The sequence below is a fragment of the Ectopseudomonas toyotomiensis genome (assembly GCF_900115695.1).
Taxonomy (GTDB): Bacteria; Pseudomonadota; Gammaproteobacteria; order Pseudomonadales; family Pseudomonadaceae; genus Aquipseudomonas; species Aquipseudomonas toyotomiensis.
The window spans coordinates 624,079-645,558 of record NZ_FOXK01000001.1; the positions used below are offsets into that span (position 1 = coordinate 624,079).

The 21,480-nt window shown below is 61.9% G+C and carries 23 protein-coding genes; 11 read left to right on the forward strand and 12 right to left on the reverse strand.

The genetic code is table 11. From position 1 onward, the window contains the following. The first annotated feature begins 10 nt into the window (after window positions 1-10). From BM186_RS03090 to BM186_RS03105, 4 genes are read left to right on the forward strand one after another with little or no spacing between them, the layout of a single operon-like run. Window positions 11-1,819, forward strand: coding sequence for a penicillin-binding protein activator (locus BM186_RS03090; RefSeq protein ID WP_074913497.1), 1,809 nt, complete (start codon window positions 11-13; stop codon window positions 1,817-1,819). Further along, window positions 1,816-2,175, forward strand: a complete 360-nt coding sequence (locus BM186_RS03095) for a YraN family protein (RefSeq protein WP_074913498.1) — start codon at window positions 1,816-1,818, stop codon at window positions 2,173-2,175. Before BM186_RS03090 ends, BM186_RS03095 begins: the two co-directional genes overlap by 4 nt. A gap of 25 nt (window positions 2,176-2,200) precedes the next feature. Next, window positions 2,201-2,794: a phosphoheptose isomerase gene (locus tag BM186_RS03100; protein ID WP_017678957.1), complete on the forward strand. Its 594-nt coding sequence runs from the start codon at window positions 2,201-2,203 to the stop codon at window positions 2,792-2,794. Then, window positions 2,791-3,324 (forward strand): BON domain-containing protein, encoded by a 534-nt coding sequence (locus BM186_RS03105; protein WP_072423045.1) that lies wholly within the window; start codon window positions 2,791-2,793, stop codon window positions 3,322-3,324. Before BM186_RS03100 ends, BM186_RS03105 begins: the two co-directional genes overlap by 4 nt. Window positions 3,325-3,372: 48 nt before the next feature. On the opposite strand, the gene BM186_RS03110 is transcribed toward BM186_RS03105, so the two are convergent. The 7 genes from BM186_RS03110 to rplM all read right to left on the reverse strand — a co-directional run bounded on the left by BM186_RS03110 (window position 3,373) and on the right by rplM (window position 8,258). After that, window positions 3,373-3,786 carry a ClpXP protease specificity-enhancing factor gene (locus tag BM186_RS03110; protein WP_074913499.1) on the reverse strand — a complete coding sequence of 138 codons (414 nt, stop codon included), beginning with the start codon at window positions 3,784-3,786 and terminating at the stop codon, window positions 3,373-3,375. Between the two features lie 13 nt (window positions 3,787-3,799). Beyond that, a complete protein-coding gene (locus BM186_RS03115) occupies window positions 3,800-4,417 on the reverse strand; it encodes a glutathione S-transferase N-terminal domain-containing protein (RefSeq protein WP_072423047.1) in 618 nt (205 codons plus the stop codon). Window positions 4,418-4,584: 167 nt separating this feature from the next. Further along, window positions 4,585-5,364: a cytochrome c1 gene (locus tag BM186_RS03120; RefSeq protein WP_072423048.1), complete on the reverse strand. Its 780-nt coding sequence runs from the start codon at window positions 5,362-5,364 to the stop codon at window positions 4,585-4,587. Continuing rightward, window positions 5,364-6,575 (reverse strand): cytochrome b, encoded by a 1,212-nt coding sequence (locus tag BM186_RS03125; RefSeq protein WP_072423049.1) that lies wholly within the window; start codon window positions 6,573-6,575, stop codon window positions 5,364-5,366. Before BM186_RS03125 ends, BM186_RS03120 begins: the two co-directional genes overlap by 1 nt. Beyond that, window positions 6,575-7,168: a ubiquinol-cytochrome c reductase iron-sulfur subunit gene (gene petA, locus BM186_RS03130; protein ID WP_021488093.1), complete on the reverse strand. Its 594-nt coding sequence runs from the start codon at window positions 7,166-7,168 to the stop codon at window positions 6,575-6,577. Before petA ends, BM186_RS03125 begins: the two co-directional genes overlap by 1 nt. A gap of 254 nt (window positions 7,169-7,422) precedes the next feature. Beyond that, window positions 7,423-7,815: a 30S ribosomal protein S9 gene (gene rpsI / locus BM186_RS03135; protein WP_003459292.1), complete on the reverse strand. Its 393-nt coding sequence runs from the start codon at window positions 7,813-7,815 to the stop codon at window positions 7,423-7,425. A 14-nt stretch (window positions 7,816-7,829) separates the two neighbouring features. Then, entirely contained in the window at window positions 7,830-8,258 is a 429-nt protein-coding gene (rplM, locus tag BM186_RS03140) for a 50S ribosomal protein L13 (RefSeq protein WP_017678951.1), read from the reverse strand. A 247-nt stretch (window positions 8,259-8,505) separates the two neighbouring features. Here rplM and BM186_RS03145 point away from each other — a divergent pair, with 247 nt between their 5' ends. Next, window positions 8,506-9,543, forward strand: a complete 1,038-nt coding sequence (locus tag BM186_RS03145) for an NADP(H)-dependent aldo-keto reductase (protein ID WP_074913500.1) — start codon at window positions 8,506-8,508, stop codon at window positions 9,541-9,543. Here the strand turns inward: BM186_RS03145 and nfi are convergent. Next, on the reverse strand, window positions 9,540-10,253 hold the full coding sequence (gene nfi / locus BM186_RS03150) for a deoxyribonuclease V (RefSeq protein WP_074913501.1): 714 nt from the start codon (window positions 10,251-10,253) through the stop codon (window positions 9,540-9,542). The genes BM186_RS03145 and nfi overlap by 4 nt on opposite strands. A gap of 61 nt (window positions 10,254-10,314) precedes the next feature. Continuing rightward, window positions 10,315-11,454, reverse strand: a complete 1,140-nt coding sequence (locus BM186_RS03155; protein ID WP_017678948.1) for an acyl-CoA dehydrogenase family protein — start codon at window positions 11,452-11,454, stop codon at window positions 10,315-10,317. 145 nt (window positions 11,455-11,599) lie between these two features. Here BM186_RS03155 and BM186_RS03160 point away from each other — a divergent pair, with 145 nt between their 5' ends. The 4 genes from BM186_RS03160 (at window position 11,600) to BM186_RS03175 (ending at window position 17,137) form a co-directional block, all read left to right on the forward strand. Continuing rightward, window positions 11,600-12,601, forward strand: coding sequence for a GlxA family transcriptional regulator (locus BM186_RS03160; RefSeq protein ID WP_017678947.1), 1,002 nt, complete (start codon window positions 11,600-11,602; stop codon window positions 12,599-12,601). A gap of 216 nt (window positions 12,602-12,817) precedes the next feature. Further along, window positions 12,818-13,852 (forward strand): hypothetical protein, encoded by a 1,035-nt coding sequence (locus BM186_RS03165; protein ID WP_083431557.1) that lies wholly within the window; start codon window positions 12,818-12,820, stop codon window positions 13,850-13,852. A 52-nt stretch (window positions 13,853-13,904) separates the two neighbouring features. Then, entirely contained in the window at window positions 13,905-14,903 is a 999-nt protein-coding gene (locus BM186_RS03170; protein ID WP_074913502.1) for a putative solute-binding protein, read from the forward strand. 56 nt (window positions 14,904-14,959) lie between these two features. Further along, complete coding sequence (locus tag BM186_RS03175; protein ID WP_074913503.1) at window positions 14,960-17,137, forward strand: TRAP transporter large permease subunit; 2,178 nt, start codon at window positions 14,960-14,962, stop codon at window positions 17,135-17,137. 39 nt (window positions 17,138-17,176) lie between these two features. On the opposite strand, the gene zapE is transcribed toward BM186_RS03175, so the two are convergent. From zapE to BM186_RS03190, 3 genes are all read right to left on the reverse strand, one after another. Beyond that, a complete protein-coding gene (gene zapE, locus BM186_RS03180) occupies window positions 17,177-18,271 on the reverse strand; it encodes a cell division protein ZapE (RefSeq protein WP_072423056.1) in 1,095 nt (364 codons plus the stop codon). 185 nt (window positions 18,272-18,456) lie between these two features. Next, window positions 18,457-19,803, reverse strand: a complete 1,347-nt coding sequence (locus tag BM186_RS03185) for a tryptophan--tRNA ligase (protein WP_074913504.1) — start codon at window positions 19,801-19,803, stop codon at window positions 18,457-18,459. 119 nt (window positions 19,804-19,922) lie between these two features. Next, window positions 19,923-20,552: an alpha/beta hydrolase gene (locus BM186_RS03190; RefSeq protein ID WP_072423058.1), complete on the reverse strand. Its 630-nt coding sequence runs from the start codon at window positions 20,550-20,552 to the stop codon at window positions 19,923-19,925. A 121-nt stretch (window positions 20,553-20,673) separates the two neighbouring features. On the opposite strand from BM186_RS03190, the gene BM186_RS03195 reads away from it, so the two are divergent. Both BM186_RS03195 and BM186_RS03200 read left to right on the forward strand, forming a co-directional pair. Beyond that, window positions 20,674-21,105: a Z-ring associated ZapG family protein gene (locus BM186_RS03195; protein WP_003459282.1), complete on the forward strand. Its 432-nt coding sequence runs from the start codon at window positions 20,674-20,676 to the stop codon at window positions 21,103-21,105. 110 nt (window positions 21,106-21,215) lie between these two features. Further along, the coding region (locus BM186_RS03200) for a transposase (RefSeq protein ID WP_139227999.1) at window positions 21,216-21,480 on the forward strand (265 nt) is incomplete at its 3' end.

Consider the following 21,480-nt stretch of genomic DNA (forward strand, 5'->3'; position numbering starts at 1 on the left):
GGATGACCCGATGATCGCTAGCCTGCGCCCTCTTTCTGCTCTTTTCCTGGCCGGCCTGCTCGCCGCCTGCGCCAGCTCGCCCTCCAACAACCTGGGCCAGCTGCCACGCACGCCACAAGCCAGCATCGAGCAGATGCTCCAGCAAGCTGACGAGAGCAAGCCGGAACAGGCTGCCCTGCTGCGCCTGTCCGCTGCCGACCAGAGCTATCAGCAGAACGATGTAGCCCGCGCCACCCGCATTCTCGAGCAGATCGACATTGCCAGCCTGCAACCCGCGCAACAGATCTTCGCCAGCACCCTCAAGGCCGAGCTGGCCATGGCCCGCAAGCAACCCAAGAGCGCGCTGAACGCGTTGCAGCACCCTAGTCTCGAGCGCTTGGCTGAGCTGCCGGTCGAGCAGCAGATTCGCACCCAACTGGTCCGCGCGCGCGCCCTGGAGGCCGACGGCCAGACCCTGGCCGCCGCCCGCGAACGCGTATTCATCGCACCGCTGCTGAGCGGCCAGGTCGCGACCGACAACCACGAGAACATCTGGGAGCTGGTCTCCAGCCTGCCGCCGCAAACCTCTGCCGGCGCCGACAGCGACCTGGCCGGCTGGCTGGAATTGGCGCGAGTGACCAAAAGCGGTGCCACCCTCGAACAGCAACAAGCAGCCATCGACCAGTGGGTCGCACAGAATCCGCAACACCCGGCCGCCGAGCAGTTGCCCGAAGCACTGAGAAAACTGCGCGAACTGGCCAGCCAGCCGCTGACCCGCGTCGCCCTGCTGCTCCCCCAGGAAGGCCAGCTGGCCAGTGTCGCCCGCGCCCTGCGTGACGGCTTCCTCGCCGCTCATTACGAAGCTCAGCAGGCCGGGCAGAACCCACCGGAAATCAAGCTCTACGACAGCTCCCGGATTGGCTCGCTGGATGCCTTCTACCAACAGGCACAAGCCGATGGCGTACAACTGGTGGTCGGTCCGCTGGAAAAACCACTGGTCAAGCAACTCAGCGACCGCGAGCAACTGCCAATCACCACCCTCGCCCTGAATTACAGCGACGCAGGTCAGGAAGGCCCGGCGCAACTGTTCCAGTTCGGCCTGGCCGCCGAGGACGAAGCCCGCGAAGTGGCTCGCCGCGCCTGGAATGACGGCATGCGCCGCGCCGTGGCCCTGGTGCCGCGCGGCGACTGGGGCGACCGCGTACTGGATGCCTTCCGCCAGAGCTGGCAGGCCCAGGGCGGCACCCTGATCGCCGCCGAACATGTCGACCAGCCGGTGGAACTGGCCCGGCAGATCGCCGACCTGTTCCAGCTGCGCGAAAGCGAAGCGCGCGCGCGCCGCCTGCAGAACACCCTGGGCACCAGCCTGGATGCCCAACCGGCGCGCCGTCAGGACATCGACTTCATCTTCCTTGCGGCCACCCCGCAACAGGCTCAGCAGATCAAACCGACCCTGGCCTTCCAGTACGCCGGCGACGTGCCGGTCTACGCCACCTCGCATCTGTTCACCGGTGCCCATAGCCAGGCCCAGTACCAGGACCTGGAAGGCATCCGCTTCTGCGAAACGCCCTGGCTACTCGACGCCCACGCGCCATTGCGCCAGGAAGTCAGCAATCAGTGGCCGCAGGCCGGCGGCAGCCTCGGCCGTCTGTATGCCATGGGAGTCGACGCCTACCGCCTGGCGCCACGCCTGGGCCAGCTCAAGGCCCTGCCTGACTCGCGCATCGACGGCCTGTCGGGCAGCCTCAGCCTCAATGCCACGCAGCGCATCGAGCGCCAACTGCCCTGGGCCGAGTTCCGTGGTGGCCAGGTTCAGCGCCTTCCTGACAGCATCAATTGAGTGCACACAACGATCTGGGGCGAGCCGCCGAACAGGCGGCTCGTCAGCATCTGGAACGTAACGGCCTGCGCCTGATCGAACAGAACTGGAGCTGTCGGCGTGGCGAGCTCGATCTGGTCATGCTCGACGGCGATACAGTAGTATTCGTCGAGGTCCGCGCCCGTCGCCACAGTGCCTGGGGCGGCGCCCTGGAAAGCATCGATGCGCGCAAGCGTGGCAAGTTGGTCATCGCCGCAGAACTCTTCCTTCAGCAACAGTCACGCTGGGCCCGCTACCCCTGCCGCTTCGACGTGGTCGCCATCAGTACCGACGGTGCCACTCGCCTCGACTGGATCAAGAACGCCTTCGATGCCTGACGGCCGTAAATTCAAGGTTTAACCGATGGACATGCAATCCCGAATCCGCCAGCTCTTCCAAGCCAGCATTGACACCAAGCAGCAGGCCATGGAGGTTCTGACTCCATACATTGAGCACGCCAGCCTGGTGATGGTCCAGGCCCTGCTCAACGAGGGCAAGATCCTTTCCTGCGGCAACGGCGGCTCCGCCGGTGATGCGCAGCATTTCTCCTCCGAGCTGCTCAACCGTTTCGAGCGCGAGCGCCCCAGCCTGCCGGCCATCGCGCTGACCACCGACAGCTCGACCATCACCTCCATCGCCAACGACTACAGCTACAACGAGATCTTCTCCAAGCAGATCCGCGCACTCGGCCAACCGGGCGATGTACTGTTGGCGATTTCCACCAGCGGCAACTCCGCGAATGTCATCCAGGCCATTCAAGCTGCACATGATCGTGAGATGACCGTCGTCGCCCTCACCGGCCGCGACGGCGGCGGCATGGCCTCACTGCTGCTGCCGGAAGACGTCGAAATCCGCGTTCCAGCCAAAGTCACCGCACGCATTCAGGAAGTCCATCTGCTGACTATCCACTGCCTCTGCGACCTGATCGACAGTCAATTGTTTGGGAGTGAAGAATGAAGCGTTCCGCCCTGATTCTGGCCGCCCTGGCCGTTACCCTGACCCTGGCAGGCTGTGGCAGCCGCAGCATCGGCAACAAGATCGATGACCAGTTCCTGGGCCCGGAAGTCGCATCGCGCATCAGCAATGCACACGCCGACCTGTCCAGCCCGACCTCGCGCATCGTGGTTACCAGCTATAACGGCGTGGTGCTGCTCGCCGGACAAACCCCGCGCAGCGAGCTCAAGGATCGCGCCGCTCAGACCGCCCGTGGCGTACAAGGAGTGAAGAAGGTCTACAACGAGTTGCAGGTACAGCAACCGGCATCCCTGCTGGCACGCAGCAACGATTCGCTGCTGACCACCAAGATCAAGACGCAAATGCTGGCTGACAGCAGCGTACCGAGTGCACGGGTCAAGGTCGTGACCGAGAACGGCATCGTCTACCTGCTCGGCCTGGTCACCCGCGAAGAAGCCAACGCCGCTACCCGCGTGGTACAGAGCGTATCGGGGGTGCAGCGGGTTGTGCGCCTGTTCGAATATACCAACTGATTCGAACGCAGAAACGACAAGGGCGCCCATGGGCGCCCTTTTCATTGCTCACTTGACCACTTTCAGACTTGGCCGGCCACTGGGACGCGATGGCTCGCCGCCGGACGGCCCATCATCATCCGGCTCTGGCTCTTCCGGACCACCCGCAACCGACGGCTCCATATCGAAGACCATACCTTGACCGTTCTCCCGCGCGTAGATCGCCAGGATCGCCGCGACCGGAATGTGCAGGCTGTGCGCGACGCCACCGAAGCGCCCTTCGAAGCTCACCGCCTGATTGTCCATATGCAGGTGTCGCACAGCACTGGGCGAGGCATTGAGCACGATCTGACCATCGCTGGCGAAGCCTGGTGGCACCTGCACGCCCGGATACTCGGCACTGACCAGCAAATGTGGCGTGCAATCGTTATCGACGATCCATTCGTAGAGGGCGCGAACCAGATAGGGACGACTGGAATTCATGGTTTCCTCCTTCTCAGCGCATCGCGCGCTCGGCAGCAGAAAGACTGGCCTGAAAGGCCTCACGGACGAACTGACGCTCCATATAGTCGAGCAGCGGCTTGGCCGGACGCGGCAACTCGATACCCAGAACCGGCAACCGCCAGAGAATGGGCAGCAGGCAGCAATCCACCAGACTCAGCTCGTCGCTGAGGAAGAATGCCTTGTCCGCGAACAGCGGCGAGACGCCGGTCAGGCTCTCGCGCAGCTCCTTGCGCGCCAGTTGGCGCTCGGCCTCCTTGCTGCGCTTGTCGAGAATACGGTCGACCAGCACGCACCAGTCACGCTGGATACGGTGTATCAGCAGACGACTGTTGGCGCGAGCAACCGGATAGACCGGCAGCAATGGTGGATGCGGGTAACGCTCGTCCAGATACTCCATCACCACGGACGATTCGTACAGCGCCAGGTCACGATCGACCAGCGTTGGCACACTGCCGTAGGGATTGACCTCGGCAAGCTTGGGCGGACAACGGCCCTGCTCGACATCGATGATCTCGACGCTGACACCTTTCTCGGCGAGCACCAGACGCACGCGATGGGAATAGTGGTCGGCGGGGTCGGAGTAGCAGGTCAACCTATTGGTCACCGCCATGGCGATCCTCCTCGCTTTTTTTGATTTTGCAGAAACACGAAGAATTGCCCAAGGCAATTCTTGAAGTTGCACGTGACAACACCGCAAGGTGGCCACCTGGAATGGCAGAGCACAAAAACCTGCGCGCCCATAAGGGCGCGCAGGTGTATGCAGAGAACTGCAACGGCTTAATGCACGTCCTTCCAGTACTCACGCTTGAGCAGGTAGGCGAACACGAAGAAGAACGCCAGGTACAACAGCACATAGGTGCCGATGCGCTGGGACTTCAGCTTGACCGGGTTGGCCGAGTAAGCCAGGAAGGTCACCAGGTTCTTGATCTTCTCGTCGAACTCGGCCTCGCTCAGCTTGCCGGTATTCGGCTCTACGGTCAGCTGATCGCAGGCTTCGTGAGTGATCGGCGCGCCAGTCAGCGGGTCGAACTGCTTCTTGCCATCAGTGACGACCTGAACCTGCTTGCAGCCGATCACCTGATTGCCCTGCAGGCTGACCAGCACATTGGGCATACCCACGTTCGGGAACACCTTGTTGTTGGCGCCCAGCGGACGGCTCGGATCTGCGTAGAAGGTGCGCAGGTAGGTGTACAGCCAGTCGTTGCCACGCACACGAGCGACCAAAGTCAGATCAGGCGGCGCTGCACCGAACCAGGCCTTGGCATCATCCGGCTTCATGCCGATCTTCATGTGGTCACCGATCTTGGCGTCGTTGAACACCAGGTTGTCCAGCATGATTTCGTGCGGGATGCCGAGGTCGTCGGCAACACGCTCGTAACGCTGGTACTGAGCCGAGTGGCAGCCCATGCAGTAGTTGGCGAAGGTACGCGCGCCGTCCTGCATGGCAGCCTTGTCGGCCAGATCGATATCGACCTTGTCCAGCGGGTAGTTGCTGGAAGCGCCCATGGCCAGAGCCGGCAGCGCAGCGAAAACAAATGCAGCGAAGAGCTTTTTCATCAGCCAGTCACCCTTTCCGGAACCGGTTTGGTCTTCTCCATCCTGGTGTAGAACGGCATCAGGATGAAGTACGCGAAGTACAGGAAGGTGCACACCTGCGACAGCAGGGTACGACCTGGGGTCGGTGCCAATACACCCAGCACACCCAGGATGACGAAGGAGATGCAGAACACCACCAGCCAGATCTTGCTCATCCACCCCTTGTAGCGCATGGATTTGACCGGGCTACGGTCGAGCCAGGGCAGCACGAACAGAACGGCGATGGCTGCACCCATGGCGATTACGCCGAGCAGCTTGTCCGGCACCGCACGCAGAATCGCGTAGAACGGCGTGAAGTACCAAACCGGGGCGATGTGCTCAGGCGTCTTGAACGGGTTCGCCGCTTCGAAGTTCGGCTTCTCGAGGAAGTAACCGCCCATCTCCGGGAAGAAGAACACCACGAAGCAGAACACGAACAGGAACACCACTACGCCGACGATATCTTTCACGGTGTAGTAAGGGTGGAAGGCGATGCCATCGAGCGGCACACCGTTCTCGTCCTTGTGCTTCTTGATGTCGACGCCGTCCGGGTTGTTCGAACCGACTTCGTGCAACGCCAGGATGTGCAGCACAACCAGGCCAAGCAGAACGATCGGCAGTGCGATCACGTGCAGGGCGAAGAAGCGGTTCAGGGTGATGCCGGAGATCAGGTAGTCACCACGGATCCACTGGGTCAGGTCGTCGCCGATCACCGGAATGGCACCGAACAGCGAGATGATTACCTGGGCGCCCCAGTAGGACATCTGGCCCCAGGGCAGCAGGTAGCCCATGAAGGCTTCGGCCATCAGCACCAGGTAGATCAGCATGCCGAAGATCCACACCAGCTCGCGCGGCTTCTGGTAGGAGCCGTAGAGCAGACCGCGGAACATGTGCAGGTAGACCACCACGAAGAACGCCGAGGCACCAGTGGAGTGCAGGTAGCGCAGGATCCAGCCGTACTCGACGTCACGCATGATGTATTCGACGGAGGCGAACGCGCCTTCAGCCGAAGGTTCGAAGCTCATGGTCAGCCAGATACCGGTAACGATCTGGTTGACCAGCACCAGCAGAGCCAGCGAGCCGAAGAAATAGAAGAAGTTGAAGTTCTTCGGGGCGTAGTACTTGGAGAGATGGTCTTCCCACATCTTGGTGGCGGGGAAGCGCGCATCCACCCATTCCATGAATTTGCTCATCACGCGTTCTCCTGGTCCACACCGATGATGATCACATCATCCGTTTCGTAGGTGTGCGGCGGCACTGGCAGGTTCAGCGGTGCAGGCTGTGCCTTGTACACGCGACCGGCGAGGTCGTAACGCGAACCGTGGCAAGGGCAGAAATAACCACCCACCCAGTCCGGGCCCAAGTCTGCCGGGGCTACTTCCGGGCGGAAGGACGGCGCACAACCCAGGTGGGTGCACAGGCCTACCAGAATCAGCAGCTCTGGTTTGATCGAGCGGGTTTTCTTGTCCACGTACTCCGGCTGCACGGAGGCAGCGGACTCAGGATCGGCGACGCTGCCTTCGATCTTGGTCAGATTGGCCAGGATCTCCTCGGTACGGCGCACGATGAACACCGGCTGACCGCGCCACTCAGCAACCATCTGCTGACCTGCCTCGATCTTGCTGACGTTCACCTTCACCGGTGCACCGGCCGCCTTGGCCTTGGCACTGGGGAACCATGACCCCACGAACGGAGTCGCAGCACCTACCGCTCCTGCTGCACCCACCACGGAGGTGGCTGCAACCAGGAAGCGACGCCGGCCTGCATTCACGCCGTCATTGCTCATTCAGTCGTCTCCCATCAGCTTTGTGGCCTGTTGTTCAGGCCTCTACTAAGTAAAAATCGGGCCGCGCAAAAAATTCGCCAAATGGTAAAGAAAAGCCCCTTTTCTGACAAGGTAATTACCCCCGAAGAGACTGGCGAAAGCCTTGACGCGTGCGGCTTGCGCGTCTGCGGCACGTTGTCGCAGCACTTTGCCACGCCCATAAAAAACGCCCAGCTCCGTGAGGAAACTGGGCGCTTTTGGAAGCGTAGTCGCGATTAACGCTTCGAGTACTGCGGACGCTTACGCGCTTTACGCAGACCGACTTTCTTACGCTCGACTTCACGGGCGTCGCGAGTAACGTAACCAGCTTTACGCAGCGGGCTGCGCAGGGTTTCGTCGTACTCGATCAGAGCGCGGGTGATGCCGTGACGGATGGCACCAGCTTGACCACTGACACCACCACCAGCAACGGTGACGAAGATGTCGAACTTCTCGACAGTCTCGGTCAGCTCCAGCGGCTGACGCACGACCATGCGAGCGGTTTCGCGACCGAAGAAGGTATCCAAGGTGCGATTATTGATCGAGATGTTACCAGTACCCGGACGCAGGAAAACGCGCGCGGTTGCGGTCTTGCGACGGCCAGTGCCGTAGTTTTGAGTCGCCGACATAATGAACTATTCCGTTAAATCTTCAGTTCTTGGGGCTGCTGAGCGGTGTGCGGGTGAACTGCACCCTTGTACACCTTCAGCTTACGGTACATGTCGCGACCCAGCGGATTCTTCGGCAGCATGCCTTTGACCGCAGTCTCGATCACGCGCTCAGGAGCACGAGCGATCAGCTTCTCGAAGTTGATCTCTTTGATGCCGCCCGGGAAACCGGAGTGGGAGTAGTACTTCTTGTCGCTGGCTTTGGCACCAGTTACACGCACCTGCTCGGCATTGATCACGACGATGTAGTCGCCGGTATCAACGTGCGGGGTGTACTCAGGCTTGTGCTTGCCACGCAGACGGCTCGCGATTTCGGTGGCCAGACGACCCAGGGTCTTGCCAGCAGCATCAACGACGAACCAGTCGCGTTTTACTGTTTCCGGTTTAGCAGTAAAAGTTTTCATTCTTTATAGCCTCAGGGGCCGCCCAGCAAAAATAGACGGCGGATCTTACTGGATAGTGCGTACTTTGACAAGTCAAAGGCAGCCGCATACGGACGCTATCGGGGGCTCGGGTCAGCGCGTCCACAATACGGCAAGATTCTTCGGCAGGCGGCGCATCACTTCCACCGCAGAAAGAGGTGCCGGATTATCCTGATTGCGAAAAAAATTTCAACCTGCTTGTATGACTCTTTTGCCAAGGGAGTACTCCATGGAATACCGCAAGCTGGGCCGAACCGATCTCGATGTCAGCGCACTGTGCCTGGGCACCATGACCTGGGGCGAGCAGAACAGCGAGAGCGAAGGCCATGCTCAGATCGAACGAGCCAAGGCCAGCGGCATCAACTTCATCGATACCGCCGAGATGTACCCGGTGCCGCCGCGCGCCGAAACCTACAGCAAGACCGAGCAGATCATCGGCAGCTATTTCAAGCAGCGCGGCGACCGCGCCGACTGGATTCTGGCCAGCAAGATCGCCGGCCCCGGCAACGGCATCAGCCACATCCGCGACGGCCAGCTGAAATTCAATCGCCAGCACATGGTCGCCGCCCTGGATGCCAGCCTCAAGCGCCTGCAAACCGACTGGATCGACCTGTACCAACTGCACTGGCCGGAGCGCCCGACCAACTTCTTCGGCCAGCTCGACTACAAGCACAAGGACGTTGAGTTCACGCCGCTGGAAGAAACCCTGGAAGTGCTCGACGAGCAGGTCAAGGCCGGCAAGATCCGCCATATCGGCCTGTCCAACGAAACCCCGTGGGGCACCATGAAATTCCTGCAGTTGGCCGAAAGCCGTGGCTGGCCGCGCGCAGTGTCGATCCAGAACCCTTACAACCTGCTCAACCGCAGCTTCGAAGTGGGTCTGGCGGAAGTGGCGATTCGCGAGCAGTGCGGCCTGCTGGCCTACTCGCCGCTGGCCTTCGGCATGCTCAGCGGCAAATACGAAGGTGGTGCCCGTCCGGCTGGCGCACGCATCAGCCTGTTCAGCCGCTTCGCCCGCTACACCAACCCGCAGTCGGAAGCGGCCTGCTCACGCTACGTGGCTCTGGCCCGCGAGCACGGCCTGGACCCTGCGCAGATGGCCCTGGCCTTCGTCACCGCGCAGCCCTTCGTGACCAGCAACATCATCGGCGCCACCAGCCTGGCGCAACTGGACAGCAACCTGGCCAGCGCCGAGCTGAAGCTCTCCGAGGAAGTGCTCGCGGCTATCGAAGCGATCCACAAGGCGCAACCCAACCCCGCACCTTAAAAGAGAGAAGGCTGATCACGCCTGGCATCGCGTCGCGAAGCCAGGCGATCAGCCAGGCGGGTCGGCTCGGGCAAACGGTGACGCCTGACGCAGGACATCACCAGTTCGGGCGCTCGCTCTAGGCTGACCCGATTGCCCGGCGAGACGATCAGCGGCCGTACGCGGTCCTTGCTGCGCAACACCCAACCGATCTGCTCGCCCCTACTGCTCAGCAGCTCGACACAAGCACCACGCGCCTCGGCCAGCTCGGCGTGATGCCCCGTGAGAATCTTCTTGGCCACACCAATGGTCGGCAAGCCGCTGACCACACCCAAATGCGCGGCGATGCCCAGGCCGCGCGGGTGGGCGATGCCATGGCCGTCGACGAAGATCAGATCAGGTTCGTCTGGCAGGCCAGCCAATGCTCGAAGCAAGGCCGGCAGTTCGCGAAAGGACAGCAGCCCTGGCACGTAGGGCATGCTGGTGGGGATGCGCACCACGCATTCGGCCAGCGGTTCCAGAGTATCGGCGTCCAATAGCACCGCGGCAGCGCGAGTGATGGCGCCGCCCTCCTCGAACCCGACATCCACGCCCGCCAGGTGATGTAGCGGCGGATGATCGTCTTCCATTCGTACTTGCCGGGCCAGTTGCGTCTGCAACTCACGGGCAGCCGCCGGGCTGCCATCCCAGTCCGCGAACGGGGATGCAGCCAGATCGCTCAATCGGGTCATGAAGCTCTCCAGACATTTCTGCCTTGGAGCCGCAGGACGACGTCTGAGTTCGCCCCGCGAATTACACCAGCGAGCGGGAAATGATCTCCTTCATGATCTCGTTGGTACCGGCGTAGATGCGCTGCACCCGCGCATCGGCCCAGGCGCGCGCCACCGGATATTCCCACATGTAGCCGTAGCCGCCGTGCAGCTGCACGCACTCGTCGAGCACCTTGCACTGCAAATCGGTGGTCCAGTACTTGAGCATCGCCGCCGTCGGCACATCGAGCTTGCCTTGCAGGTGCAGCTCCAGACAACGGTCGATGAACACCCGACCGACCTGAATCTCCGTCGCCATCTCGGCGAGCTTGAAGCGGGTGTTCTGGAAGTCCGCCACGGCCTTGCCGAACGCCTTGCGCTCACGGGTGTAATCCAGCGTCCACTGCAGCGCGGCCTCCGCCGAAGCCAGAGCGCCGATGCCAACGGTCAGGCGCTCCTGCGGCAGCTCCTGCATGAGGTAAGCGAAGCCCATGCCCGGCTGCCCCAGCAGATTCTCCTTGGGCACGCGCACATCCTGGAAGAACAGCTCGGAGGTGTCCTGCGCCTTCATGCCCACTTTCTCCAGGCGCTTGCCCTTGGAGAAGCCCGGCGTGCTGGCTTCTACCAGGAACAGGCTGGTGCCCTTGGCACCCGCCTTGGGATCGGTCTTGGCCACCACGATCACCAGATCGGCCAGCCAGCCATTGGTGATGAAGGTCTTCGAGCCGTTGATGACGTATTCGTCGCCATCGAGCACGGCGGTGGTCTTCACGCCCTGCAGATCGGAGCCCGCGCCCGGCTCGGTCATGGCAATGGCCGTGACCATTTCACCGCTGACCAGCTTGGGCAGGTAGTGCTGCTTCTGCGCCTCGCTGCCGTAATGCAGGATGTAGGGCGCGACGATGTCCGAATGCAGCGAGAAACCGATGCCGGTCAGCCCCAGGCGCCCGATCTCTTCGATCACCACGGTACTGTAGAGAAAGTCGGCCGCCATGCCGCCATATTCTTCAGGGATATGCGAACACAACATTCCCGCCTCGCCTGCCTTGTTCCATAGCGCACGGTCGATATGCCCGTCCTTTTCCCACTGATGGTGATAAGGCACGGCTTCCTGCTCGAGAAACTTGCGCACGCTGTCACGAAACAGTTCATGGTCGGAGCTGAATAGAGTTCTGGGAATCATGGCGCTACCTGTGTCTGAGGCGGGAGGAAAAGCATGGCCTCGACTTTAGCCAAGCAAACGCTTGGTCGCACTGGACACAAGCGCCAAAAAATAAGACGATCCAGCCGCTGCATGACCACTTAGCCTTGAACAAGAATAAATACTTATGGTTATTCCAGAGCCGCGCACGGCGTTGCGCCGTGTCAGCATTCTCGCCACCGACGGCGTGTTCGCCTCCACCCTGATGCAAGCCAAGGACTTCTTCCACATGGCTGGCATTCGCTATGCCAAGCAGCAGGGCCTGGGCTTTGAGCCACCGTTCGACATCCATCTGGTCAGCCCGGATGGACTGCCCGTGAACAGCTTCAGCAAGGTCAAGGTGCCGGTAGACGGCGGTCTGGACAGCTGCGACGTGATCATCCTGCCCGCCTTCTGGGACGATTTCGACGCCCTCAGTCGTCGTTATCCACAGGTGCTGGACTGGCTCAAACGCCAACATGCCAGCGGTACGGCGATCTGCGGCGAAGCCAGCGGGGTGTTCTGGATGGCCGAAGCGGGACTGCTCGACGGCAAGGAGGCGACCACTTACTGGCGCTTCTTCCGCGAGTTTGCCGAGCGCTTCCCCAAGGTGTTGCTCAATCAGGACAAGCACCTGTCCGATGCCGACAATCTGTACTGCGCAGGCGGCGTCACTTCGGCCTGCGACCTCTATATCTATCTGATCGAGCGTTATTGCGGCGCCGGCGTGGCCCAGGGCGTGGCACGCGACATCCTCTACGAGGTACAGCGCAGCTATACGCCGGGGCGCATCGGCTTCGGCGGGCAGAAACTGCACCAGGACGTCACCGTGCTGCAGATCCAGCATTGGCTGGAGGAGCACTATGCCGACAAGTTCCGTTTCGAGGACGTGGCCCGCGAGCACGGCATGAGCATCCGCAATTTCATGCGTCGCTTCCAGAGCGCCACCGGCGACAAGCCTCTGCACTACCTGCAGCGCCTGCGCATCGAAACCGCCAAGAGCCTGCTGTCCTCCACCCGCAAGAGCATCAAGACCGTCAGCTATGAGATCGGCTACGACGATGCCAGCTTCTTCGCACGCCTGTTCCGCCAGCACACGGGGTTGTCCCCCAACCACTACCGCCGCCAGTTCCAGCAGCAGCCCCAGTGAAATCGCGCAGTCGCCGTTCGCCGCGCCTGCGGCGATTCGGTAACGCCTTGCACTAGACGATCTGTCTACCAACCCGCCACACCCACCAGAAGATTGGGTATCAGCCCAACCCGCTGCCAGTAGAGTGCTTACGTGGTCGGCCCGCCTACGCGCGGCAGACACGCAAGACCGTGCGCTGGATGCGCCTCTACAACAACAATAACGATGGAGAACGCCATGAGAATCTCTCGTGCGCTGCGCCTTTGCGCCATTGCATCGCTGGTGCTACTGACAGCCTGCACCCCGATCAAACGCTTCGGCGCCAACCAATCGCTGCGTTTCATGGAAAACAACCTGGTCGGCCCCATGCTCGAAAGCCATGACGCCGACATGGCCTGTTATTCCGGCGCGTCCGTCGCCCCCCTCATCCAGTCCACCAGCGGCATGGGTGCCGACAACCAGCAGTTGCTGACCCTGCTCTACCTCACCGCCGCTACCTGTGCCGAGCAGACCGCCTTCGAGCAGGAGCTGCGCTACCTGCGCGCCTCACGCAGCAAGCAGGTCGAAGAGGCACAGGATGCACGCATCACCCAGAAGCGCTATGCCGAGCTGGCAGCACGACGCCAATACCAGTCGTACCGGAACTTCGCCAACTACTACGAGCAGCGCTTCGACATCCGCATAGGCGACAGCTGCCCGACTTTCGACCAGGACATCGACGAACTGATCTACCTGCTGGGCCTGATCCAGGGCCTGCAAGCCATTCAGAACGACATCAACTCGCAGAACGCCGTCGGCGTGCCCAAGGACATCGCGGCCAAGACCGAGCGCGCCATGACCTGCCTGGACAACGAGAAGTGGTGGGGTGCCCCGATGGCGGCGCGCGCCCTGGTCTGGAACATGCTGCCGGGCAGCGGTGAGGGGCACAATCCCTGGCAGGTGCTCGAGCAGTCGCGACAGATTGGTGAGCGTCGCGGCGTACGCCTGGCCCACGCCCTCTATGTGATCTCCGCCACGGCGAAGAACGATGAGCAGCACCTGCGCAGTGCGCTGAGGGCCTTCGGCTCGACCCAGGCGGCGAACAGCAGCTTCACGCTCAACGAGTCGTATGCCCAAGTCGATGCCATCAGCAGCAGCACCGTCATGAACAATGCCGATCGCTACTGGACGACCAATGCCGGTACACGCACGCCAATCGGTGGCCTGCTGCGTTTCTGGGATGAGAAGCAGCAGCCGGTCGATACCGGCATCGAGATCGACGACCTGCTCTAGTCAGCTCGTCACAAGCCTGTCCGCATCAGCGGCATGACCCGGAGTATCCGCCATGAAGTGTTCCAACCTCGCCGCCCCCGCTCTGCTCTGCCTGGCACTGGGCGCCGCCCCCCAGGCCTTCGCCCAGAGTATCTGCGTGTTCGACATCCTTGGCGCCCAGGGCGACATCTACAGCCTGATGAAGGACTACCAACTGGCTGCCAACAATTTCGGCGCCAGCCTCGAACTCAAGCCCTACACCGACGAGAAAATCGCCGCAGAAGACTTCAAGGCCGGGCAATGCGATGGCGTGATGATCATGGGCTTACGCGCCCGTCAGTTCAACGGTTTCACCGGCAGCCTGGAAGCACTGGGCGCCCTGCCCAGCTACCAGGCGCTGGAAACGGTGATCACCACCCTGAGCTCGCCCAAGGCCAGCAAGTTCATGACCAGCGGCCCCTACGAAGTGGCGGGCATCGTGCCCATGGGCGCGGCCTACCTGTTCGTCAACGACCGCACCATCGACAACATCAGCAAACTGTCGGGCAAGAAGTTCGCGATCATGGACTACGACAATGCACAGGCGAAGATGGTGCAACGCATCGGCGCACAGCCAGTCGCCTCCGATGTCACCAACTTCGCCGGCAAATTCAATAACGGCTCGGTGGATGTGGTCGGCGCGCCAGCGGCAGCCTACAAACCGCTGGAACTGCAGAAGGGCATGGGTGAACGCGGCGGCGTGGCGCGCTTCCCAGTGCTGCAACTGACCTATCAACTGGTCATCCGTCCTGAGCGATTCCCCGAAGGCTTCGGCCAGCAATCACGCGAGTTCGCCCTCAGCCAGTACAGCCGCGCCATGGACATCATCACTCAATCGGAAAGCGAGATCGACGGTCACTACTGGATCGACATTCCGCCCGAGGACATGGAGAAGTACACCGTGATGCTACGTGAGGCGCGAATTTCGCTGACCGAGGAAGGCATCTATGACAAACGCATGATGGCGGTGATGAAACGCGTGCGCTGCCAGATCGACTCAGCCGATGCCGAGTGCGCCCAGAACCTCGAATGACAATAATGAAACGGGGCGTGCACGCACCGTACTCCGCCTTGACCTTAGAGCCTGCCATGCCTATTGCCTCGACCATGACCAGCGATGATCAGCCCGCACCAGCCCAGACGTTCAGACGCCCTCTGTTTGGCCGATGGCTTGCCACCCTGCCGGTCTTCCTTCTGCTGACCCTCACCCTGGTCATCGGCACCGGAGAAATGCTGCATGGCCAACTTCTGCGCGTGGGCGAGCGTCTGTTCGGTGACCCGGCTGCCGGCGTGCAGTACTTCATGCTGCGCGCCGACCCGGTCACACCGACCTGCGACCCCGCCCCCGACATCGATGCGTTGCTGGCCAGGCAACCGGCCCAGGCCAGCAGCGATATCGACGACCTGTTCGATGTTGCCGAGGTCGATCCGCAAGCGCAGCGCAGCGCCCTGGAGCGTGCCGCTCAACTCTGCGCGCAGCGGCATACGTTGCACGCGGCCGTCGTCGCGCACATGACGCCTGAACTGAAACTGTTCCGCAGCCTGGAGACCTCGTTCTTCGGCATCTTCCGCTTCGGCACCGACAACCGCGCCCTGCTCCTGTTGCTGCTCATAAGCATCGCCGGCGTCACCACCACCCTGCGCCGTCATCACATCTCGCTGCGCCCCGCCAAGACCCGGCTCGATCATCGCGTCTCGGCTGCTGGCATGGTCATCGCCAACGCCTTGCTGGTGTTTTCCTGCAGCCATTACCTGCATACCCTGCTCAACGCCGACCTGCCACTGAGCAGGCCCTATCTCAATGGCTTGTGGATCGCGCTGTTCAGCTGTCTGTGCCTGATCAGCGCCTACCACCTGCTGAAACCACCGGCAGACGCCAAACCTGGCGGCAACCTGGGGCTGGCACTGCTCTCCACACCGCTCTACGCCATCATGGCGATCAGCTCCTTCACCTCGTTCTCGCTGCAGGGGCACTATGGCGGCATCGCCATCTACCTGGGCCAGCTCGTCGAGCTGTCGGGCATCTTCCTCAACCTGGCCCTGTTCATCTGGGCCGGTATGCTGCTCAAGCAGACCAACGTGGTCGACCGCTTCCTCGACCTGGTTCGCCCCTGGCGTCTGTCGCCGGAACTGCTGACCTGGATCCTGCTGATCGGCGCCGCCGTGCCGACCGCCTACACGGGCGCCTCGGGCATCTTCGTCATCGCCGCCGGGGCCATCATCTACCGCGAAGTGCTGCTCTCTGGGGGCCGTCGTCAGTTCGCCCTGGCCGTCTCGGCGATGTCCGGTTCGCTCGGCGTGGTACTGCGCCCCTGCCTGCTGATCGTGGTGGTCGCAGCACTGAACAAGCAGGTGACCACGGCCGAACTGTACAACTGGGGGATCGCCGTTTTCGTCCTGACCTCGTCGCTGTTCTTCATCGCCTCGCAGGTGCTGCGCCAGCAGCCAATCAACATCGCCCACCCACGTGACGCCATACCCGCCATGGCCCGCGCTGTGGTGCCGGTGGCACCCTACATTCTCATCGCCATCGTGGTGGTCTGGATCTACAGCTACCTGCTCGACACCCGCCTGAACGAGTTCACCGCACCGGTGATGCTGCCGGTCATCCTGCTGGTGGTCCTGATCTTCGACAAGCTGCGCGGCGAATCACTGGTAGAAGCTCCAAGCGCCCGCCCCCTCGAGAACGATCAGGGCAACAGTCAGCGCAACTTCAGCCAGGCCGTGGGCGCCGCCACTTACGACACCGTTGGCCATATCGGTGCGCTGACCCTGTTGATGGCCTTGTCGGTATCCACTGGCGGAGTGATCGAACGCTCCGGTCTCATGGAACTGATCCCGCAGGACTTCCAGAGCATCTGGCTGGCACTGACCGCGTTGATGGTCGTGCTGTTCCTGATCGGCATGGTGATGGACGCCTTTGGCGTGGTGATCTTGGTATCGGCCACCATTGCGCCGATCGCCTATGCCAACGGCATTCACCCGGTGCATTTCTGGATGATCGCTCTGACGGCCATGGAACTGGCCTACCTGTCACCGCCCGTGGCGCTGAACCACCTGCTGGCCAGACAGGTGGTGGGCGAGGCGGAAATCGCCGCCGCCAATGAAGAGGTGCGCGACAAGGGTTTCTACTACCGCTATGAGCGCTGGATCCTGCCGATGACGGTGATGATCGTGGCACTGCTGATCGTCACCTATGGCGGTGAACTGATCGTCCAGCACGGTGCGCAGACGCTGGAGGTAGGGCGGAGCTGGTTGCCACAGTGATCAAGCCATGCCCACCCCGAACGGGGTGGGCGGTTTCGCTCAGGGGCGGTGCGGACGGCTGAGGAACTCGTGCGACTGCATTTCCAGCAAGCGGCTCAGCGTGCGCTGGAACTCGAAGCTCAGGCGGCCGCCGGTGTAGAGGTCCTTGAGTTCCACCTCGGCGGAGATGATCAGCTTGACGTTACGGTCGTAGAACTCGTCCACCAGGTTGATGAAGCGCCGCGCCATGTCGTCCTTGGCCACGCTCATCTGCTCGACGTTGGCCAGGATCACCGCATGGAAGATCTTGCCCAGCTCGATGTAGTCGTTCTGGCTGCGCGGGCCATCGCAGAGCTCGCGAAACTCGAACCAGGCCACGTCCTCGCACACCCGCACGGCGTGAATCGCGCGGTTCTCGATCATCAGCGCCTCGTTCTCCACCATATGGGTGCAGTCCGGCAGCAGGCTCTGGAAGCTCTTGCGCAGGCTGTCTTCAGCTGCCTGCCCAAGCGGGAAGTGGAACAGCTCGGCCTGCTCCAGCGCGCGCAGGCGATAGTCGACGCCGCTGTCGACGTTGACGATATCGGTGTGTTCCTTGAGCAGGGCGATGGCCGGCAGGAAGCGCGCGCGTTGCAGGCCGTCCTTGTACAGGCCGTCCGGCACGATGTTGGAAGTGGCCACCAGAGAAACACCGTTCTTGAACAGCTCTTCCATCAGCGTGGCAAGAATCATGGCATCGGTGATATCGCTGACGAAGAACTCGTCGAAGCAGATCACCCGCGCCTCGTCGGCGAAACGCTTGCCGATGATGGTCAGCGGGTTCTTTTCGCCCTTGAGGGTCTTCATTTCCTCATGCACACGCTTCATGAAGCGGTGGAAGTGAGTGCGCATCTTCTGCTCGAACGGCAGCGCATCGAAGAAGGTATCGACCAGGTAGGTCTTGCCGCGCCCGACACCACCCCAGAAATACAGGCCCTTGACCGGCCCCTGCGGCTTCTTGCCGAACAGCTTGCCCATCAGCCCGGATTTGCTCTGGTCGCGCGCGATCAGATCGTCGTACAGACGCTGCAGATGGCGGACGGCATTTTCCTGGGCCGCATCATGGAAGAAGTCGGGCCGCTTGAGATCGGCCTGATAACGCTCTAAGGGGGTCATGATTCGTTAGCCGGGCAAGTAAAAACGGGGGCGTCACTTTAGCGACGCCCCCGTTGATTGGCAATCGGTGCAAGCTAGGCACACTCCCTCTCCCATTTATGGGAGAGGGCAGGCCGACGACGCGGCGCACCGGACAACCCTCCCCCCAGCCCCCCCGGAACCGGGAGAGGGGAGCAAAAGCCTCTTCATTCCTGCGGCGCCAGCGCCTCACGCAGACGGACGATGGCATCTTCCAGCGCCTGGCCATCGGCGAACTCTGGGCTGCTCGCCACGCTTTCACCGTCGACCCAGACCGAGAACACCCGGCCTTCAGCGCGCACATCCAGCGGCTCGCCGGATTGCAGGCGCTTGTTGACCATGCCGGCCGACTTGCCATCGGCGAAGGATTTCGACAGCAGCAGTTGTTCACCATCGGCATCCAGCAGACGGAAGCGGAAGCTGCCGTCTTCATCGCGGAAGCTGACGAAGCGTGCGCTCTTGGCGGATTTCTTCTTCTCGCCAGTAGCAACCTGCACCTGCTCACGGAACGAGCGCAGGCCCACGGCCTCGCGCAACTCGCCGAGGAACGGCGTGGCGATCTTGCGCGCCTTGGCTGCACCAGCAAGGAGAATGTCCTCCAGATCGGCCGGCTTGGCGATCAGCGCGTTGTAGCGCTCGCGCGCCTCGCCCAGGGTGTCTTCGAGCAGCTGGTACAGGCGATTCTTCGCCTCGCCCCAGGCCAGACCGCCTTCCAGCTCGGCCCGGAATTCGGCCTGCTGCGCATGGCTGGCGAAGGCCTGGTACAGGGTGAACAGGTGCGAACCCTCGGCATCCTTGGGCTCACCCGGCAACCTGGAGTCGGTGACGATGCGCGCCACGGCGTCCTTGAGCTGCTTGGCAGTGCCGAACAGCGGGATGGTGTTGTCGTAGCTCTTGCTCATCTTGCGCCCGTCGAGGCCTGGCAGAGTCGCCACTTCCTCCTCGATCACCACCTCGGGCAGGACGAACAGATCCTTGCCCTTGCCGAACAGATGGTTGAAGCGCTGACCGATATCACGCGCCATCTCCACGTGCTGGATCTGATCACGACCGACCGGCACCTTCTGCGCATTGAACATCAGGATGTCTGCCGCCATCAGCACCGGGTAGCTGAACAGGCCCATGGTCACGCCGGCATCCGGGTCTTCGCCCTGTTCGACGTTCTTGTCCACCGAAGCCTTGTAGGCGTGGGCACGGTTGAGCAGGCCCTTGCCGGCAACGCAGGTGAGCAGCCAGCACAGTTCGGGAATCTCGGGGATGTCGGACTGGCGGTAGAAGGTCGCCTTGTCGGTATCCAGGCCCAGCGCCAGCCAGGTGGCTGCGATTTCCAGGCGCGAGCGCTGAATGCGCGCCGGATCATCGCACTTGATCAGCGCGTGGTAGTCGGCGAGGAAGTAGAAAGAGTCCATCTGCGGGTCGCGGCTGGCAACGATGGCCGGGCGGATAGCACCAGCGTAGTTGCCCAGGTGCGGTGTGCCGGTGGTGGTGATACCGGTAAGGATACGGGTGGTCATAGTAATTCGCTTGTCTTGCTGCAATGACGTGGCAGGCCTTCATTTGCCGTCACTCCCGCGAAGGCGGGAGCCTGGGTGCTGCGGCCCTCTGGGTTCCCGCCTACGCAGGAATGACGGTTTTATAAACGCGGCAGAAGAAGATCCTTCAGATCCGTCAGCTTGCCGTGAAAAAAGTGACCGCATTCTGCCACTTTCAGCAGCTCATGGGCACGCCCGAGATTGGCCGACCAGTCATATACGGCCTGTGGCTCAACCACTTCGTCGGCATCGGGCTGGATCACCACCAGCGGGCACTGGCTGGCCGGCGGCGTCTCGGCAGTCAGACGATGCACCGCCGGCGCCACCATGAACAGCTTGCTCGGTACCTGCCCCTGCGCTTCCAGGCGCGCACCCAGCGCCGCGGCGACGAAACCGCCGAAAGAAAAGCCCAGCAAGGTGATGGGCAGATTCGGGTACTCTTCCTTGAGCCAAGCGGCCACCGCTTCGGCGTCGTCCACTTCGCCGGTACCCATGTCGTGGCTGCCGGCACTGGCGCCAACACCGCGATAATTGAAACGCAATGTGTGATATCCACAGTCACGCGCGGTGCGCTGCAAGGTGCTCACCACCTTGTTGAGCATGGTGCCGCCCTGTACCGGGTTGGGATGACAGACCAGCGCCACGCCTCGGGCGTCCGGTACTTCCAGCAGAAGGGCTTCGAGTTGACCCACCGGGCCTTGAATGAAAAGAGGGGTTTCGCGACTGAGCAACACTGAACTCCGTGACCCCGCAACGGGTCGACTCGTCTAGCAAACTGCCTGCGAGGTAAACGTATACAGCGCAGGTTCGAGCCGCTAACGTAAAGCAAAGCCGTTTTGAGAGGAAGGACTCGTGGAACAGACCGTTACAGCCTGGTTGATACCCGCCCTGACCCTGGTGGTCGGCATCGCCGTGGGCTTTCTGCTCGCCCGCCTGGCCCCCAATGCTGCACCGGGCCGTACGCAGCGGCAGATGGATGAAATGCAGGCACGCTTCGAGGCCTACCAGAACGAAGTGGTGACCCACTTCAACACCACCGCCAGCCTGGTGAAGAAACTCACCCAGAGCTACCAGGACGTGCAGGAGCACCTGTCCGACGGAGCCAACCGCCTGGCCCTGGACGAGCTGACCCGTCAGCGCCTGCTGGCCACCCTGAACAGCACAGAAGCCGGCGAAAAGCGCGAGCGCCTGACTCCACCGAAGAACCACGAGATGCCCAAGGACTATGCGCCGAAAAGCGACGGCCCTGGCATGCTCGACGAGAGCTACGGGCTGAAGAAGTAACCTGCCAGCCAGAAATACCGAGCCCCGCGATTCAGACTGTGTGAAAACCTAGCAGTCGGAGAGCAAGCTGAAGACAATGCCTCCATCATTCGATGGGGGCATTGTCGTTTATGGGCTACATCCAGGGCGAAGGTCGTCAGCAAAGCAGCCTGTTTCCTCCCACATTGGAGGAGCTGGTGCCGGAGGATCACCTGGTACGGGTGATCGAGGCCTATGTCGCCCGCCTGGATTTGCAGGCTCTGGGTTTCAGCAAGGCCGAACCACTCAAGACTGGACGTCCTGGCTATGATCCAGCGGATCTACTCAAGCTTTATCTGTACGGTTACTTCCAGCGCATCCGCTCCTCCCGGCGCCTGGAAGCCGAGTGCCAACGCA